The sequence below is a fragment of the Sporanaerobacter sp. PP17-6a genome (assembly GCF_900095615.1).
Taxonomy (GTDB): domain Bacteria; phylum Bacillota; class Clostridia; order Tissierellales; family Acidilutibacteraceae; genus Acidilutibacter; species Acidilutibacter cellobiosedens.
Genome location: NZ_FMIF01000026.1, coordinates 44,845 through 62,295, shown reverse-complemented (window position 1 = coordinate 62,295; position 17,451 = coordinate 44,845). Strand labels below are relative to the sequence as shown.

The following is a 17,451-nucleotide window of genomic DNA, read 5'->3' as shown; positions in this document are numbered from 1 at the left end:
ATTTCCCCAGTCTAGGCACCTACTTTATCAGCTTAGAGATTACTTTAAACTCAGGAGTTCCTGCTTTCTTTAACAGATCAAATACTACCGTTTCAGTATTCGTTATTACAGCTCCCATATCTCTCATCAGAGATAAGCCGTTTTTGTAATCTTCCTTGGTTCTTGAGCAAACTCCGTCACTTACAATAAACACATCATATCCGTTTTCAATTAAATCCCTTGCAGTCTGAAAAACACATACATGGGTTTCCATCCCCGTAATTATGATCTTCTTTCTGCCTGTATTTTCAAGCTCTTTTTTGACTTCTTCAAGATAAGCCGAAAAATTTACCTTTTCAAATTTCTTAGCTGTCTCTAATCTTTCCTGAAGTTCAGGAACTGTACCGCCCAATCCCTTAGGATATTGTTCCGTATAAATTATAGGAAGTTTCAGTTCTTCCGAAGCCGAAATCAAAATATTTGTCTTGTCAATTATTTGTTTACCATATTTCATAACCTTTACAAGTCTGTCCTGAATATCAATAATAAATAAAACAGCATCCTTCGTATCTAAATTAAATTTGCTCACCTTTCATGCCTCCTTCAATTTTCTCTACAAAAGTATAATAACATTGATAATCAGCAATATCAATGTTATTATACTCTCTCATATGTGATTGAAATATTAAGATTACAAGTTGTTTTTAACAAATTTTAAAACATTATTGGCATGTTCCGCTACTTTTACTTTCCTGTATTCCTTTACCAATATTCCTTTTTTGTCTATTATAAATGTACTTCTTTCAGTTGAAAAGCCGTTTTCTTCCTTACCACCCTTTGGCTTAAGTACACCATATAGTTTGTGTATTTCCCCGCTTTCATCACTAATCAATGGAAATGGAATGCCTAAATCGTTGCAAAAACCTTCATGAGATTTTGCACTGTCTCTGCTTATTCCTAAAATCTCAGTATCCGCTGATTCAAATTCAGGATATAAATCCGTAAAATCCATAGCTTCAAGAGTACAGCCTGGAGTATTATCCTTAGGATAAAAATAAAGGATCACATTCTTCTTGCCGATAAAATCAGAAAGTTTCATATCATCATTATTTTTTGATTTAAAAGTGAAATCCAGAGCTTTCTCTCCCACAACAGTTTTAATATTTTCATCCATAAAATTCACCTCATTTCATTAAACTATTACCCTGTTTTGAGGTAAATAAAACTTAAATATTAAGAAGGTAAAAATGCAGATAGCCCAATTGAATAAAAACTTATTATCAATATCATGACTACTATCAATATGGATGCTGTGAAGCCTACAATAGCCACAACAACTGTCTTCCACCAAATAGGCATTTTATTGTACCTCGTTTTGATAACTATTATCCCTATGATAAATAAAATAATGCAGACAGCCAAAACAGGAACCGAAACATTTATTAACGCAAAATCAAATATCCTTCTTATCGTCACCTTTGATCCACTCCCTCTGATTCATTGGGAAAACACATGGAATAATTTCATTTATTTAAATCATCTTTAATATCTTTCATCTTTTTTACAACATCAAAATATTTTCTTTCCAGTTCAGTCTTCTCCTCTTCTTTACAACTGCTGATTTTAAAAGAAATATAAGAAAGTTCCATTTCCAGTTTGAAAAGTTCTTCTTTTTTATTAATATCACTATTACTGGTATTCAGCCGACTTTTTTTATCAATATAGTAATTATATCCTCCGTCATATTTAGTAAATCCTTTATTGCTCATTTCCCATATTTCCTGAGCCATTTTATTTATAAAATATCTGTCATGAGAAACAAATAATATTGCTCCGTCATATCTCGAAAGGGCATCTTCTATTATTTCCTTTGTAGGAATGTCAAGAAAATTTGTAGGTTCGTCGAGAATAAGAACATTGGTTTTCTCAAGAAGTATTTCGGCAAAGGAAACTTTGACTTTTTCTCCGTAACTCAAATCCCAAAGTTTCTTATAGATATCGTCTCCTTTAAAAAGTAAACTTCCTAAAATATTTCTTATTGAACTTTCATCGAAGGAAATCTTCTTCAAATTATCTAATACTGTCATGTCCATATCCAAATTTTCAAGTTCCTGAGAAAAATATCCTATCTTTGCCGACGGGGATATATAAATTTCCCCATCAATTTTTATTTTTCCTATTATTCCTTTAAGAAAAGTACTCTTTCCCACTCCGTTTTTCCCTATAACAGCTACTTTTTTATTCTTATACAAATCAAAGTTTATATCTTTAAACAGTACCTTATCGTAGGATTTTGACAACTTTCTCCCTTTAATTAAAATATCTCCGGTTTTTTCTTCACCCCTTTTGAACTTGACATTAATATTTTTAGGTACGAAGGGCTTTTCTTTTTCCTCCATATTTTTAATTCTTGATATTATAGCTTTTGATCTTTTAGCAACCTTAGCAGACTTATGCCTTTGGAAATCATTTTGGGACATATTATTGTATCTCTTGGATTTTTCCATATGTTTCCTTGCCGCTTTCTCCAACTCTTTTCTTTTATTTATATATTGATGATATTCAAGTTTTATTCTCTCCGTTTCCTCTTTTTTTTGATTATAATAGAAAGTATAATTTCCACTATATTTTTTTATGGTTTTATTTTCTAATTCAAATATTTTTGAAACGGTATTATCGAGGAAATACCTATCATGAGTCACTATGAAAACTGCCCCTTTGAAGTTTTTGATAAAATTTTCAAGCCATTGAATTGTTTCATAATCCAAATGGTTTGTAGGTTCATCCATTATAAGTATGTCGGGGTTCTGAAGAAGAAGCTTTATAATATATAATTTAGTTTTTTCTCCTCCGCTCAAAGTTTCTATAGGACGATTTTCAGCACCATTCAATTCAAATTTTCTAAGCAATTCAAGAAGCCTTCCATAGTTTTCACTTTTATTGACAATCTGATTAACATATTCAAAATTCTTATCGTTCCGTAAAAAAAGATTCTGAGGCAAGTATCCCCATCTTCCGTTAATTTTAACACTTCCCGAATCCTTTTCTGTTTGAGAAGTAATTATCTTCAAAAGTGTAGTCTTGCCAACTCCGTTTTTGCCTATTAATCCAACCTTGTCGTTTTTATATAATTTAAAGGAAATATCCTTTAACAATTCTCTGTCTCCAATTGACTTTGATACATTTTTTATCTCCAATAACATATATTTATCTCCTCCCAAAAAAATACAGTTATAGATTCACAATCTATAACTGTATTTTGTAACTAATATAAAAATCTTACTTTCCCTCAATTAACACTTTCATAGAAACCCTTTTTTATAACCCATAAGAAAGTTTCATTTTCCCTAATATATATTTGACCTAATGAGTTTTAAAAAGATTCCTTAATTTGTTTATACCTCGATAGAAACTTTTTTACAAAAAATGTAAAAACTATGAACACACAAGTTCATAGTCCTCTTTTCAATATCTAATATATATATCATACAGAAACGGACATATAAACCTTATATATAAAAACATCTTATTGAGTTTTCATAATATATAACGCTTATATGTATTCTCACCGATTTGTACCTCCTATATTTATAACTTTATGTTATCATGATTTTAATAATAAATCAATAAATTAAACCATTTTGCTCTTATTCTATCTCAAACCAATTTACAATTCTGTCCTCTTTAAATCCTAAGGACTTGGCAAGCTTTATAGAATTTTCGTTTTCCTGTTCAATATGGGCAAAGGGTAATTTACCTTCATTCCTTATTTTCTTGATAACATCCAAAGTTACAGATTTTCCATAACCTTTTTTTCTGTATTCGGGAAGAACATGTAAAAAGCCTACCGCTCCGTCATCCTGAGTTATACACCAAGCTGCTAACTTTCCGGAACTGTGTATCCCCGAGCTTAATCCTTTTTTAATTCTATCCTTAACATATTCAACTGATATGTATTCCTTGTAATCGGAATTTTGATAAATAAAATCCGCATCATCTGTTTTTAAATCAGATGTAACATGTTTAATATCCGGCAACAATATATCTTCCGGAACAAAAAATCTCGTAGTAGATAATTCCCATTTGATTTTACTTCCTTTAGTTAAAATAGGAATCATCCAGTCCTCTATTATTGCAAAGCATTTATCGTCAATCTTTAATTTTTCTTTTACGGCTTCCAATTCTTCCTTTGAATCGGAACTTATATAAACCCAATTTCTATCGCTTCTTCCCTTAGCAATAACGGAATTCCCTACTCTTTCAATATAAAAAACAGGGTAATCATTCATAAAATTTATCATATTTATATTTTTAACTAAATCCTTTTGTAAATAATTCAAAATATTATTTATATTTTCCATATCATATGCACTCTTCTTTCTTAATCTAATCAAATTTTATTTTAAAAGTCTGTTCAATTTCTCCAAGATTGATAATCCAAAAATAATTTCTCACAACTCCCCTCAATTTATTTGACACACATATGAAAACACTTCATATATCTCGGGATATTCAAACAAAATCCCGCTTTTCAACATTTGCTTAAATTCAGCGGAAGTAACCCATTTTACCTCATCTACTTCATCTTTCTGAAGTACAAAATTTTCAGTACTCATATCTATTCTGACAAGATATAAATCCCATATTAAATTCGAATTATTTCTAAATATTCTGCGTATAAAACTGCAGTCCTTTTTATCTACGGCAATTCCCAACTCTTCATGTATTTCACGAATACATCCTTCAAGAGAACTTTCTCCTGAAATCATTCTACCGGTAGTTAAAGCCCATATGCCCGGCAGTACTTCACAGTTTTCACTTCGTTTCTGTATCAATATATGATTGTCCGGATTAATGATCCATGCCTCCATAGCTAAATGGTACTCCTTCTTTGAAAAGATACTTCCCTTTGATACCTTTTTACCCGTTGATTTTCCTTTTTCATCGTAAATATCCCAAAGTTCCATAATCTATCCCCTTCTCGCCATAAAGTATTCACTATCTTACTAAATTATTGTACCATATTTTTTATCTCATTTTCGATTCCCTTTATTCCAAATTCATCAAAATGTTGTACACTATTATACTATTATACTATTGTAATCTTACACTCACATCATTATGGTATACTTACGTTTTGATAAATAAAAGATCATGTTTATTTTATTCAAAGAAGCATCTCCACTATTTGCTTAGTAATGAGATATACTCCCCTTAACCTTTACTATTTTAATTGAATGATTAAAAATTAAAATTCCTACACCTACCCATATTAAAGAAACTAATGTCAACATACCAAAAGATCTATTAAATAAATCTAAAATAGTTTTTGAATTGTATATAGATTGATTAATAGATTCCATTGACCAATAGAAGGGAAATGCTTTAGCTATATATCTAAATATATTAGGAACTGCTGTTATGGGTAAGATTAGACCAGAAAAAAATAAAATTACATTCGATGTTGCTCTTGCTACTGCTTGTGCTTTTTTATATATTATAGATAAACCTGCTACAGCATAGCCTATTCCACATAGCCCCACAAGCGTCATTAGAATATTGATTAATAAATTAATATAACTTATATTTAATTTAAATAAATCTGCTAATCCAAAAGAAAGCGTACATAGTAGAATTACAAAGATTATTTGTAATGTTTCAAATAAGTAGTTAGCTATTAATTTGCATAAAGTAATTTGTCCTACCTTAGATTTAGTCATAAATATTTGTTCAAGAGTTCCTTGTCTTGCTTCGTCTTGTATTATTATTGATACAGATTGAATGGCGGTAGTCGTATACCACCACAATATTAATCCTATTAAGAAATAAAGTATTTCAATGCTTTCTTTTGATTGCTTTTCCATTCCATAAAATAATCCTAAAAATAAAAGATACATATTTATATTATAAAATATATAGTTTAAATAATATGATTTAAAATCGCCAAATAAATTCACAAACTCCGCCTTGATAGCATTGCCAAATTTATTCATAAAACCTCACCCTTTTAATTTTTTTATATAACATTAGCTTTACACCTACATTAATATTGATTTAATGTGCCTTTTATCCGAGCCTTCTCATTACATATTTTAAATATAAATATACCAAATAGTATCCAAAATAAACAACTTATAATTAAGTAAATAAAATTTGAACTCCTAACAATTTTAAATAACTGAAAATCATTTCTAATTAAATCATTTAAAGTGTTCATCCCCCAATGCAATGGTAAAACTTTCGAAAGATATATAAATGCCTTAGGTAATTTATCAAGATCAATTATTATGCCAGTAAAAAATAATAACAAATTTGAACATGTTCCTGCAACTGCCGTAGTTTTCTTATAAATTATAGATAACCCAGCAACTGCATAGCCTATACCATATAAACCTGATAACGTTAAAAAAAAGATTATTAATGTCCATAACCAATTTATCGATTTGATAAAGCTGAAGGGAATTTTAAATGTAATAGCGCATAATACAAATACAAAAACACCTTTTATCGTATCAAATATAATCTGAGACATTATTCTGTTAAATAACACTTTTATGAAACTGCTTCTTGTAACAAAAATCTGTTCTAATGTACCCTCTTCTGCTTCTTCCTCAATTATTATAGCTATTAAATCAATGGCATGAACTCCGTAATACCATATCATAAGTCCAATCAATAAATTAAAAGTATCTGTTGCAGTTCCATTACTTTTTTGAAACGCATAAAATATTCCAAGAAAAAGAAAAAATACATTTAAATTGCCAAATAAATAATTAAACCAATAGGCTTTTAAGTCTCCCATTATTTTAACTATCTCCGCACCTAATAATTTAAGGTTTCTCATTTATAGCACCTTCTTCTAAGATTCTTCTATAAATAGCTTCAAAATCATATTCCTTTTTATTTATATTAATAATATCTAAACTGTCTATATTTTGAGCTATCCACTTCTTGCTAGTTGTATTTATTATTATCAGATTTTCCCTATTGTCTATTACTTGGTAATCAGTTTCAATTAATTCGTTCATTTGCCTTTTAAAACTCTGCTCTGTAATAACTAACTCATAAATATCTTCTTGTCCTATAATATTTTTTAAATTACTTAAATAATCATCTTTAACTAACCTACCTTCTTTCATAAATACTACTCTGCTATCTAAATTTTCAATCAAACGCACATCATGTGTTGTTATTATTATAGTTTTGTTGGATTTTTCTGATAATTCTTTGATAATATTTTTAACAATGCTTGAAGATATTATATCTAATCCCAATGTAGGTTCATCCAGAAGTAATATATCAGGTTCTTTCATAAGAGCAACCATAATTGCCACCTTCTGTTGCATTCCTCTTGAGAATTGTTTAACCATATCATTTTCTCTGTTTTTTAAATCAAATAGGTTTAAATAATATTCAGTTCTTTCTTCTATTTCTCTTTTAGATAAATTGTTAAGCAACCCAAAATATTTCAGGTTTTCCCTAGGCGTAAGATAATAGTAAATATTTCTTGATCCTTCCAAAACAGCACCTACTTTATTTTTAGGAATATTAGAATTTTTTATAACACTTTCAGAATCTATAGTTATTTCCCCACTAGTAGGTATTATCAATCCACTAATACACTTTATTAATGTAGTTTTCCCGGCTCCATTATGACCTAAAATACAAACAATCTCCCCTTTATCTACTTGTAAATTGATATGGTTTAGAGCTTGTACTTTTTTATTGTTTTTACCAAATTCTTTTGAAATATTAGATATCTTTAGCATATTTACCTACCTTCCTTTAATTTATAAAAATTATACATTACAAAAACCCATATTACTAAGTATACATTAGTGAATCTGTATTTTTTATCGATTTTTGTCGTTAATTTGTTTTTTCCCCTGACATTATTTTTCTATTCATAAACGTTAGTGTTGCACTAAGATGAATGTACTTAAAGTCGTGGGTACGGTTATCATGACTATTTTGTCAACCTGAAGAACCGTATCCTTGATTAGACAATTTCAATCCTCTTTGATAAAAAAGATAAAAAAAGCGCTAATATTATTTTTGACTACACTTTTCCATTTTCTACCTTAACTTCGGAGTAAAACAATTAGATCTTTAGAAGACAGCCCTGATTTTAGTGCAAAAAAGACGGTAAACAAAACGTCCCTATGTATGCAGCCATTTTTTAACCATACTATGACATTATAGTATTGATGGAAATAATAAAAGATAGGAATTTAACTTTGTTCATGACTTTTACTCCTAAAAATTTCATAGAATACAATTGTAAAAATTAAAGTCCCAATAAAAATATAATAAACTCTATTCAGATTTAGATATTTAAACAATATAGTTATCAGCATTAAAATAATCATTCTGAGCGATGAGTATATAAACGAAACGATAGATTGATAGTGAGTGCTTGTACTCTTATCTTCAATCGAATCTAAAACATATATTTCAAAGTGTATTGACAAATAAGAAAATATTATCTGTTGTAAGACAATTGCAATAAACAGCAAACCTATATTATTGCTTAAAAGCTCAAATAAAATGCTGTTTTTATAGGAACTATAATTGCATTAGTATCAAATACTTCACATATATATACAAGTTTTTTTAAACTCATTTTATTTTTCATAATTTTGTTTTCTTCTTTTACATATAATAACTTAATGCTCGATTTCAGGAGGAACATTAACTTTTTTTACCGTAATAAAGCATAAAATTCCGATAGCAGTTGCATATATCCCTGCAAACATAAATATATACATTACGGGTACTCTGTCTCCTACTATACCGGCTATAAGCGTGCTAAGAGGAATTGAAATAACACTTAAACTGGAAACAATCCCTATTATCCTGCCTCTGAATTTCTGCTCCACCTCTCTGAGCATAAAAATATCAAGATTGACCGCTGAAACAGTGACAAACAACGATTGAAGGAAAAACATGACATATATTATAAACCTTCCCTTAAATATTGATGTCCCCAAAATAGACAGCCCCATTCCAATCCATCCATAGGAGATAAGTTTTTTGCTCTGAATATGCTCGGTTAAAGTAGAAGCCGTGGAACCGACTAATATGCCGGCAATTAAACTTACAGTCTCAATAACGCTATAGTCAATTGACCCTCCGTTAAACTTTTCATCAATAAAAGCAGGTAATAATGGTCCTATAAATGATACAACATTTATTAGAATCGCAGCAACAACTATTCTTTTCAATAAAACATTGCTACTAAGTACTCCCCAGCCATCACGAATTTTTCCTAATAAATTATCATTTTTATTAATATCAATGGAAATAGATCTCTGCGGGATATTGATAAATACAATAATCACGCTGGCTATAAAAAACGTTATACTATCAATAATTATAGCTGTAAATCCGCCGAAAAATTCAATAACAAATCCCACCGACAAGGTTCCGATAAAATTAAATATATCTGTTATATATCTTAATGTTCCCGTTGCACCTGCGATATTTTCTTCCCCTGAAATGTCAGGTAAAATGGATTTGCTCGCAGGTCTTATAAAAGTCTGGGCTATATTGGATAATACAATTGCCGACAATGCTATAGGCAGCGATAATTTTTCATTAATCAAATAAAATAAAGCAACACAGAAGGTAACAATAAATCCGATAAAATTAGAAAACATTAAAATCCTTTTTCTATCATAGCTGTCGGATAACGCCCCTGCAATAGGTGAAAGTATCATAGATGAAATATGCCATGCAACTCCCACCATTGCACTCTGCAAAACCGACCTGGTAGAATCATATACAAGCAGGAGAATAGAAGTATCAAAAAATATATCTCCGAAGCTTGATATCCCTTGGGATAGTGCAAAAAATAAAAAATTTTTGTTTTTCATTATGAAATATCCCCTTTTTTATTCCTAATATTGCCCTAACAAGCCGTTCTTCCTTGCAATTTTACTGCATAGTTTAAAAACCAATAACCCTACAAAAAAATAAGCGGCCGAATTCCCTATCATAATTCCAAAATCGCCTAAGGAAAAATCTGTAATGGATTCTCCTCCCAATACTATTCTATATACACTCTCAATAGACAATCTAAAAGGAAGCAGTGCCGATATTAATAAACTAAAGGAATCTGGTCCTTGAATAACCAGCGCTATTAAAAAGTATTGAACCATATTTAAAAATGATTGAATCTTTTTAAATATTAAAGCTAATCCTCCAAATATCAAAGCAATTCCTAAAATACTGAAAATCCCTATAAATATCAAAATTAAAAGTTGGCCTACTTTTATGTCAAGCCAATAATTTGTAGTTGCCATTATTGTAAACAATATTATAAAGCAAACCAACAGGTTTACTATCAAATTTGTTATACTCCTTACAATTAACACATTATGTAACCCTAAATTTGACATGCTTATTTGTTCTAAAGTGCCTCGGTTAGCATCATTTATTATATTATTGGCAGTATCTGCATAAGCCATCACCATTACAACCCACAAAAAATACCCTATTACAAAACCTTCCAATGTTCCTCCTAACTTTATAGGACTTACATCCATACTGATGCCAAACATCCTTATTATATAAAACATCATGATAAACGGAATATAAAAACTGATAATTTCCGAAATGGTATTAAATCTATATCTGACTAAGTCAATAACAGATTTTTCAATAGATACCTTAAATAAATAAAACAACTTTTTCATTGATTACCCTCCCCACCGGTAAAATTCAAATATACTCTTTCAAAATTTACATCTTTCTGCTTTATTTCCTTCACTAATATGTTCTTAGCCCTTAAGGTATCTATAATACTATATATTTCCTTAGAATCGGATATTTCCGTTTCTAATACGGTATCATCCTTCGTAAAATAAAAATTATAATCTAAGCCCAATAAACAATCTTTTATTTCTTCAGATATAGGATTTAATAAAACAAATTCGTAAGTCATACCTCTAAACATACGCAAAAGGTTTTCTACCGTACCATCCGCCACTATTTTGCCCTTGTCCAATATAACAACATCATCACATACATCCTGAACCAATTTCATATCATGGGTACTTAAAAGCACAGTTTTATCCATTTCTCGAGCTATAGTTCTTAATTCTCTTTCTATATCCATACAGCTTCGAACGTCCAAGCCAAGGGTTGGCTCGTCTAAAAGAATAATATCCGTATTACAAATCAGTGTCATAGCTATAGCAACCTTTTGCTGCATACCCTTAGATAAGTTATTGACAACAACATTTTTCTTATTCTCTAAATTAAATCTTGTCAATAACTCATCTATTTTTTCATTTATTTTCTTTCCCCCCAGACCCCTTATACCTGCAAAATATCTTAAATTTTCTGTTGGAGTCAATCTCCAATAAATATTTCTGTTGCCTTCAAACAATGCTGCCATTTTATCCATGGATTTTTTATTATCTTTTCCATATACTTTTATTTCACCTTCATCTGGAATTATTAAGTTGCATATACTTTTAATAGTAGTAGTCTTGCCTGAACCGTTAGGTCCAAGTATTGCACATATACTCCCCTTCTCTACAGAAAATGAAACATTATTTACGGCAAAAACTTCTCCATACCTTTTCACTAAGTTATTAACTTCTATTGCTTTCAAGAAGCCACCCCCGTTTCACTTATGCCCTAAATTTACTTCTTATTCCATATAATTCTACATTGCTTTTTATATTTCCTCCAAAAAATAAAAATTTTTTCTTTTATGTATAAAAGTATATAAACTTCTCACAGCTAAAACTACACACTTCAAAATTATTCCGAAACATTATACCTGTTCTTTTGATTTACATAATCTTCTCTTTTTCTTTTAACCAAGTATATAATATTTCCAGTATCTGTAGTTTACATATCTCTCCTTTAGTTGATTATAAATATATAATTTTTGAATTAGTATCTATATCATCAATTGGAATTCCTCCGGTTAAAATAAAAGTTAAATTATGATCTTTAAGTAATCTCTTTTTAATTTTCATTTGTGTTGCTATATCAAGACCTGTAAGCAAGTCGTCAACAACTAAAATTTGGCCTTCTTGATATAATGCCCGAGCTAAGGCAATTCGTTTTTTCTGGCCTCCGGACATTTTTCGCCCATTACTCCCAGCATCAGTATCAAGCCCTTTCTCAAATTCACTAACATCTATGTCTAAACATGACTTATAAAGTACTCGTTTCATTAAATCTGAATCATATTTTTTCCCTAAACATATATTATCTCTTAAACTACCGTTAAATAATAATGGTGATTGGGAAACATAAGTTGCTATTGGCGGATACAATCTATCTGTCTTCTGCTGTTCACCATTTCTATCTGTCCATAATACTTCGACATTCTTTTTACCGTAATAATCAAATAATGATTTTAAAAAGGTACTTTTACCGCTTCCCATACTTCCCTGAATAAAAATGATATCTCCGGGTTCTAAATCAATTACCTTTTGTTGTAGAGTTAAAGATTCGATAGGGCTTCTTTTAAAAATAATTTTCATTTTAGTCCATTTATGGGCAAAACCAAAGATTTCATTATTAACATCGTTAATACTTTTGTCAGCACTTAATAGGTTTTCATTCTCTATACTGCTATTTAAGTCAATTCTGTCTTTAGCTGTAGAAGCCTGTCTCATGCGTAGCCCTAACCGGCTTATTGAAGATGGTAAATATGCCAAAAACCAAAAATAATATTCAAATAATACAAAATCACCTACAGTAAATCCTTCGGAATAAAACCTGTTATACATTAACAGTAATATTGTCCCCATTGCCAATGACATTATATTAGATGAAAATTCATTAAGTATATTATTTAAAATTCCATCTTTAACAGCTACCCTTTTTCTTAAATTTAATATTTTATCATATTTCTTAATAAAAAACGCTTTTATTGATGCCAATTTAATTACCGTCATTGAATCAAAAATATTTCCTAAATAGCTACTAGTTTGGCTTGACAATTCTAAAGTTTTTTTCCTATACATAGAAATCTTATCTCGTAATCTACGCAATAAAATTAAAACTAAGAGAACAGGAACAACGCAAATCAACGTATATTCCCAATTTATTCGAAACATAACGATAAGTGCAACTATGGATAAAAACAACTTGGGAAGTTGATAATAAAATTCCATAATATAATTTACAATCTCATCTGAACTATCTCTAAACCTACTCATCATATCGCCGGATTCAATATTTTTTCTGATTTCAGCTTCAGGTTCAATATTAGATAAATGCTTATAAAAAAATAACTTAACATTGTTTTGAAAATCCATATTTATTGCATTAACCCAGTAAGCATTTAGTTGTTTTACAATGTTAATAATTATTGGTACTGCTGCAATTAGAGCAATCAATATTGGAAGTGACAATCTAAATAATTGAGGTTTATTTTCTAGTATATTGAAAACATCTCTTTTAAATAGTCCACTCAAAGAAAAACTAGCTGTATACGTAATAGTTTCTATAGTTGTCACCAATATATATTTATTTAGATTTTGTTTTATAATATTATGGTAAAATAAACGATTTTTAGATGCTGATTCCTTCATCTGTGAACTCCTTTATCTCTTCAAAATTAATATTATTTGGATCAGTTACCTTAACAATTTTACCTGATTTCATTAGGACCACTTTATCGACGTTATATAAATGTCTAATGTCGTGTGTAATAAAGATGCATGTCTTGCCCTGTATAAACATTTTCACGAATCGAGAAAACATTTTCTCGCTTTCAAAATTAATCCTGCTGGTTACTTCATCCAACAAAATCAATTTTGCATCTTGAAAAGTAGCTCTCACAAAAGCGAGCATTTGAGCCTGACCAGCCGACAACATGTTGGAATTAATTAATGTGTCAAGGCCGTCGGCAAGAGATGTATACCAATCTTTCAAACCAGATAGCTTAATTCTTTGAATCAATTGTTCATCTGAACAATGCTTATCAGTAAATACAAGTAAATTTTCTCTTAAGGTTCCGGGAAACAAAAAAACATCCTGCGGAATTACAACCACACTCTGATGATATGTTTCAAGGTTATAATCTTTAATATTAATTCCATTTAATAAAATATTTCCTCTGTCAGTTTCATATAATTTTGATAAAACATTAAACAGCGTGCTTTTCCCGCTTCCAGTTCTCCCAAGTAATGCCACTGTCTCTCCGGCCCTTATAAATAAATTCACATCTTTTAGAACATTTTCTTGACCATAAGAGAAATAAACGTCTTCAAGAACAATACTTGGCTTTTTTAGAAGCTTTTTATCTCCACTTGAAATATGGGAATTCTCATTCCAAAATTCCAGAATTCTGCTAAGAGAGCCTCCTGCCTTTTGTAAGTTGGAAAATTCATATCTAATGAGGCTTAGCGGAATATTCAACATACTTATATAACTGGTCAAGACATAAACATCGCCAATGGATATTTCGCTTCTGTAAAATTGATATATACAGATTGAGAAGGTTATTGCCTCTAACAAGTTAAGCGCAGAAAAGAAAAAAGTAGCCGGCCAATTCCCAATAAATTGAGCTTTAACTATATCCTTTTTGTTTTTTTGTAAACATTTATTTATAATATTCGTACAAAATTCTTTTCCGCCAGTACCATACAGATCTTTCTGGAGTTGAACCATTTCTTCAAAAGCTCCATCCAGTTTAGCAGTACTCTCTCGCGTTTCTTTCCATAACATTTGTATCTTGTTTTGACTTAATTGAAATGCTAAAAATATAGTTATTATAAAGATTGTAGTGATAATACCCAATATCCATGACTTTTTATAAAACATTACTACTACGCCAATTATTAGTAACATATTTCCCAGTAGATTTACGAAAAAACTTGAGAAGAAAGAATTAAGCTGACTTACATCTCCATCAATTCTTTCCGTTATTTCACCACTTGTATGTGATTTAAAATAATCAAGTTCTAAAGTTAAACAATGCCTAAATAAGTCTTTTCGTATATTATTGCTTACCGTCCAACCAATTTTTAAGCTTAAAGATTCATTTAATGTTGTAACCCCTATTTTTAAAAATACAACCATTATGTACAAAATAGGCAGCCCGATTAATACCTTTTCTCCCACGGATTGTTTTACCGATAAGTTATCAATAGCCTGTCCGACAATTTGCGGTAATATAATTCCGCAACAGACACTTAAAATCATAATAATCAACAATATCAGATATGCCGGCCATTTAGGAAGCAAATACTTTTTTAAAAACTCTTTGATTTTCATTTTACACCATTACCCTCATGATTTAATATAATCTGTATATAAAAAACGAACAAATATGGAACTATTTGACACACTTAAAATAAGCTATTGATTTTTGATTGACTACCTCAGCCTGAGTGTATATCGCAGATAATTTTGACCTCAATTCCTCAAGAGATTGAAAAGGCGGTGTAAACCAACCTTTTTTCGCCAGCAGAGAATTGACGATAAAATCCGTACGTTTACATTGCCCTTTAATATAAAAACAGCCGCAAAAGATACCACCTTTTTTTATAACACGTGCAGTTTCAGAAAATGCCTTCTCTTTGTCAGGAAAAGCATGAAATCCGTTCATAGATAGGACAATATCAAATGTTTCATTGCTGAATTTTAGGTTTCCTACATCACCTTGCATGCAAGTAACATTTCTGAGTTTACTATCGGAAAATCTTTTTTGAGCTTGAAGTAACATATCTCCTGAATAATCTATGCACGTTATTTCGACATTTGGCAATGTCATATATTTACCTAATGTGAATATTCCGGTGCCAACTGGCACATCAAGTAATTTCCCGGCAAAATCACTCGGAATCATTTTTAAAACCTTGTCAGCGATTTCATTATCATTTATACCGTTCCAAAAGAACCGTATATATAGTTTAGACCACCATTTTGTCTGAGTCAGTATATCATCATAAACATTTTTTGAAGACGAATACGCCTTTTTTACGTTATCTTCATTCATATTTTTACTCCTGGAATAAATTTTTATAACCACAAACAGCACAGAATGTACATTAAATCTTTAATTTTAATTATACAGCTTTTCCCTTGACTTTACAATTCAAGAACCACTCCATTCCAGCGTGACCAGAGGTTTTATTTTGTCCATCAACCTACCTAAAATCATTTCACACCTTAGATATTTTCTTCTCCTGAAATATCAGGTAAAATGGATTTGTTTGCTGACCTTATAAAAATTTAGGCTATATTACAAGCCGATAATACTAAGAACAGTGATAATTATGCCTATTACTCCTTTATTTTACTTCAATATTGCTTAAACACTTTATTATCTCACCATAATAGGATTCAAAGGTCGGATACTTGTCTCTGTTATTTTCATAATTTTCAAGGGAATTACATACTTCTTCTATATATATAAAGCCTATTCCTTTTTCATACTCTATTACATTTTTGTAATATTCTTCTCCTTCATACTTGTTAATAAGTCTTGCTACTACGGATCTAACTATAAGTTCATCTAAAAAAGTTTCTACCCCGCTATATGATTGATTCGCCATATCATCTTGTACTTCTTCAAATAATTTATTCAATTTATAATAGTTATCATTTATTTTGCTTCTATTCTTAGAAAATAAGGGATTTATAAATGAATGACTAAACTCATGATATTCCACATATTTCGGTAAATCTTTATACTTTGGTAAATCTTTTATATAAAACAAAAGATTATTATTCTTCGTATCTATAGGTCCCATAATACAATATATATCATATAAATTCTTCTTGCTTTCTATCTTAGGACCGTATCCCCCTGCCATTATCAAAGGGGCCAAAATAACATTATATGATTGTTGTCCAACCCCATAATACTGTTCCAGCCTTTCCTTAACATCAACAATATTAACAATTTTTTCATAATCGGATATATAACCGGCATAGCGGTTCTTATTTGAATCAAAAAATTTATCAAACTTGCTTACACTGATAAAATCATTTAACTGATGAATTAAATCATCTATTTGGTTCTTATCCTTGAAAAAAATCTCAGCTTGTCCCTTATTATATAGTTCCTCATCAAATGATAATAACCCTTTATTGTAATTACAGCAAAGCATAAAATACATGGGCTTTGTATAGTTAAACCCTTTTGAACCATACTCTTTAAGCAATTTTACTACAGGATGATCTTTATATTCTTTAAAATACTTTAATACATTATCTTTATAATCAAATGTTAATAGCGTAAGATCATCAATTCCTGCAAGGGTTTGAATGATCGAAATCAATTCAATCCTCGGATCTACAGACACGGTCACTGTGCCTTTATCATATTTAACTACATTTACTTCTCTTTCGCAGCCAGAGATGAAAACCGATATAGCTAAAATTATAATTAAAATACTGATTATTTTCTTTTTCATTATGGAACTTCCTTTCTTCTATTTTGCTTCCGGCAATAAATTTTCTTTCCTTTCTTCCGACCAGACGTTAGCATTG

16 protein-coding genes are annotated in these 17,451 nt (G+C 30.1%); all 16 read right to left on the bottom strand.

Annotation, left to right across the window (positions count from 1 at the left end):
- Positions 1 to 19: 19 nt before the first annotated feature.
- On the bottom strand, positions 20 to 568 hold the full coding sequence (locus PP176A_RS10885) for a hydrolase (RefSeq protein WP_071140502.1): 549 nt from the start codon (positions 566 to 568) through the stop codon (positions 20 to 22).
- A gap of 102 nt (positions 569 to 670) precedes the next feature.
- A complete protein-coding gene (locus tag PP176A_RS10880) occupies positions 671 to 1,153 on the bottom strand; it encodes a peroxiredoxin (protein ID WP_071140501.1) in 483 nt (160 codons plus the stop codon).
- 59 nt (positions 1,154 to 1,212) lie between these two features.
- Positions 1,213 to 1,455 carry a hypothetical protein gene (locus tag PP176A_RS10875; RefSeq protein WP_071140500.1) on the bottom strand — a complete coding sequence of 81 codons (243 nt, stop codon included), beginning with the start codon at positions 1,453 to 1,455 and terminating at the stop codon, positions 1,213 to 1,215.
- 47 nt (positions 1,456 to 1,502) lie between these two features.
- Positions 1,503 to 3,182, bottom strand: coding sequence for a ribosomal protection-like ABC-F family protein (abc-f, locus tag PP176A_RS10870; RefSeq protein WP_071140499.1), 1,680 nt, complete (start codon positions 3,180 to 3,182; stop codon positions 1,503 to 1,505).
- Positions 3,183 to 3,626: 444 nt separating this feature from the next.
- Complete coding sequence (locus PP176A_RS10865; RefSeq protein ID WP_071140542.1) at positions 3,627 to 4,340, bottom strand: GNAT family N-acetyltransferase; 714 nt, start codon at positions 4,338 to 4,340, stop codon at positions 3,627 to 3,629.
- A 102-nt stretch (positions 4,341 to 4,442) separates the two neighbouring features.
- On the bottom strand, positions 4,443 to 4,946 hold the full coding sequence (locus PP176A_RS10860; protein ID WP_071140498.1) for an NUDIX hydrolase: 504 nt from the start codon (positions 4,944 to 4,946) through the stop codon (positions 4,443 to 4,445).
- 225 nt (positions 4,947 to 5,171) lie between these two features.
- A complete protein-coding gene (locus PP176A_RS10855) occupies positions 5,172 to 5,972 on the bottom strand; it encodes an ABC transporter permease (protein ID WP_071140497.1) in 801 nt (266 codons plus the stop codon).
- Positions 5,973 to 6,022: 50 nt separating this feature from the next.
- Positions 6,023 to 6,823, bottom strand: coding sequence for an ABC transporter permease (locus PP176A_RS10850; protein ID WP_071140496.1), 801 nt, complete (start codon positions 6,821 to 6,823; stop codon positions 6,023 to 6,025).
- On the bottom strand, positions 6,810 to 7,748 hold the full coding sequence (locus PP176A_RS10845) for an ABC transporter ATP-binding protein (protein ID WP_071140495.1): 939 nt from the start codon (positions 7,746 to 7,748) through the stop codon (positions 6,810 to 6,812). The genes PP176A_RS10850 and PP176A_RS10845 overlap by 14 nt, the downstream gene beginning before the upstream one ends.
- 897 nt (positions 7,749 to 8,645) lie before the next feature.
- Complete coding sequence (locus PP176A_RS10840) at positions 8,646 to 9,854, bottom strand: MFS transporter (RefSeq protein WP_071140494.1); 1,209 nt, start codon at positions 9,852 to 9,854, stop codon at positions 8,646 to 8,648.
- A gap of 24 nt (positions 9,855 to 9,878) precedes the next feature.
- Positions 9,879 to 10,676 (bottom strand): ABC transporter permease, encoded by a 798-nt coding sequence (locus PP176A_RS10835; RefSeq protein WP_071140493.1) that lies wholly within the window; start codon positions 10,674 to 10,676, stop codon positions 9,879 to 9,881.
- Positions 10,673 to 11,599, bottom strand: a complete 927-nt coding sequence (locus PP176A_RS10830; RefSeq protein ID WP_083381919.1) for an ABC transporter ATP-binding protein — start codon at positions 11,597 to 11,599, stop codon at positions 10,673 to 10,675. The genes PP176A_RS10835 and PP176A_RS10830 overlap by 4 nt, the downstream gene beginning before the upstream one ends.
- 265 nt (positions 11,600 to 11,864) lie before the next feature.
- On the bottom strand, positions 11,865 to 13,541 hold the full coding sequence (locus tag PP176A_RS10825; RefSeq protein WP_071140492.1) for an ATP-binding cassette domain-containing protein: 1,677 nt from the start codon (positions 13,539 to 13,541) through the stop codon (positions 11,865 to 11,867).
- Entirely contained in the window at positions 13,522 to 15,228 is a 1,707-nt protein-coding gene (locus PP176A_RS10820; RefSeq protein ID WP_071140491.1) for an ABC transporter ATP-binding protein, read from the bottom strand. The genes PP176A_RS10825 and PP176A_RS10820 overlap by 20 nt, the downstream gene beginning before the upstream one ends.
- A 61-nt stretch (positions 15,229 to 15,289) precedes the next feature.
- The gene (locus PP176A_RS10815; RefSeq protein ID WP_200796132.1) at positions 15,290 to 15,952 is read right to left on the bottom strand and encodes a class I SAM-dependent methyltransferase; all 663 of its coding nucleotides are present in this window, start codon (positions 15,950 to 15,952) and stop codon (positions 15,290 to 15,292) included.
- Positions 15,953 to 16,247: 295 nt separating this feature from the next.
- Complete coding sequence (locus tag PP176A_RS10810) at positions 16,248 to 17,375, bottom strand: DUF4932 domain-containing protein (protein WP_071140490.1); 1,128 nt, start codon at positions 17,373 to 17,375, stop codon at positions 16,248 to 16,250.
- Positions 17,376 to 17,451: the final 76 nt, after the last annotated feature.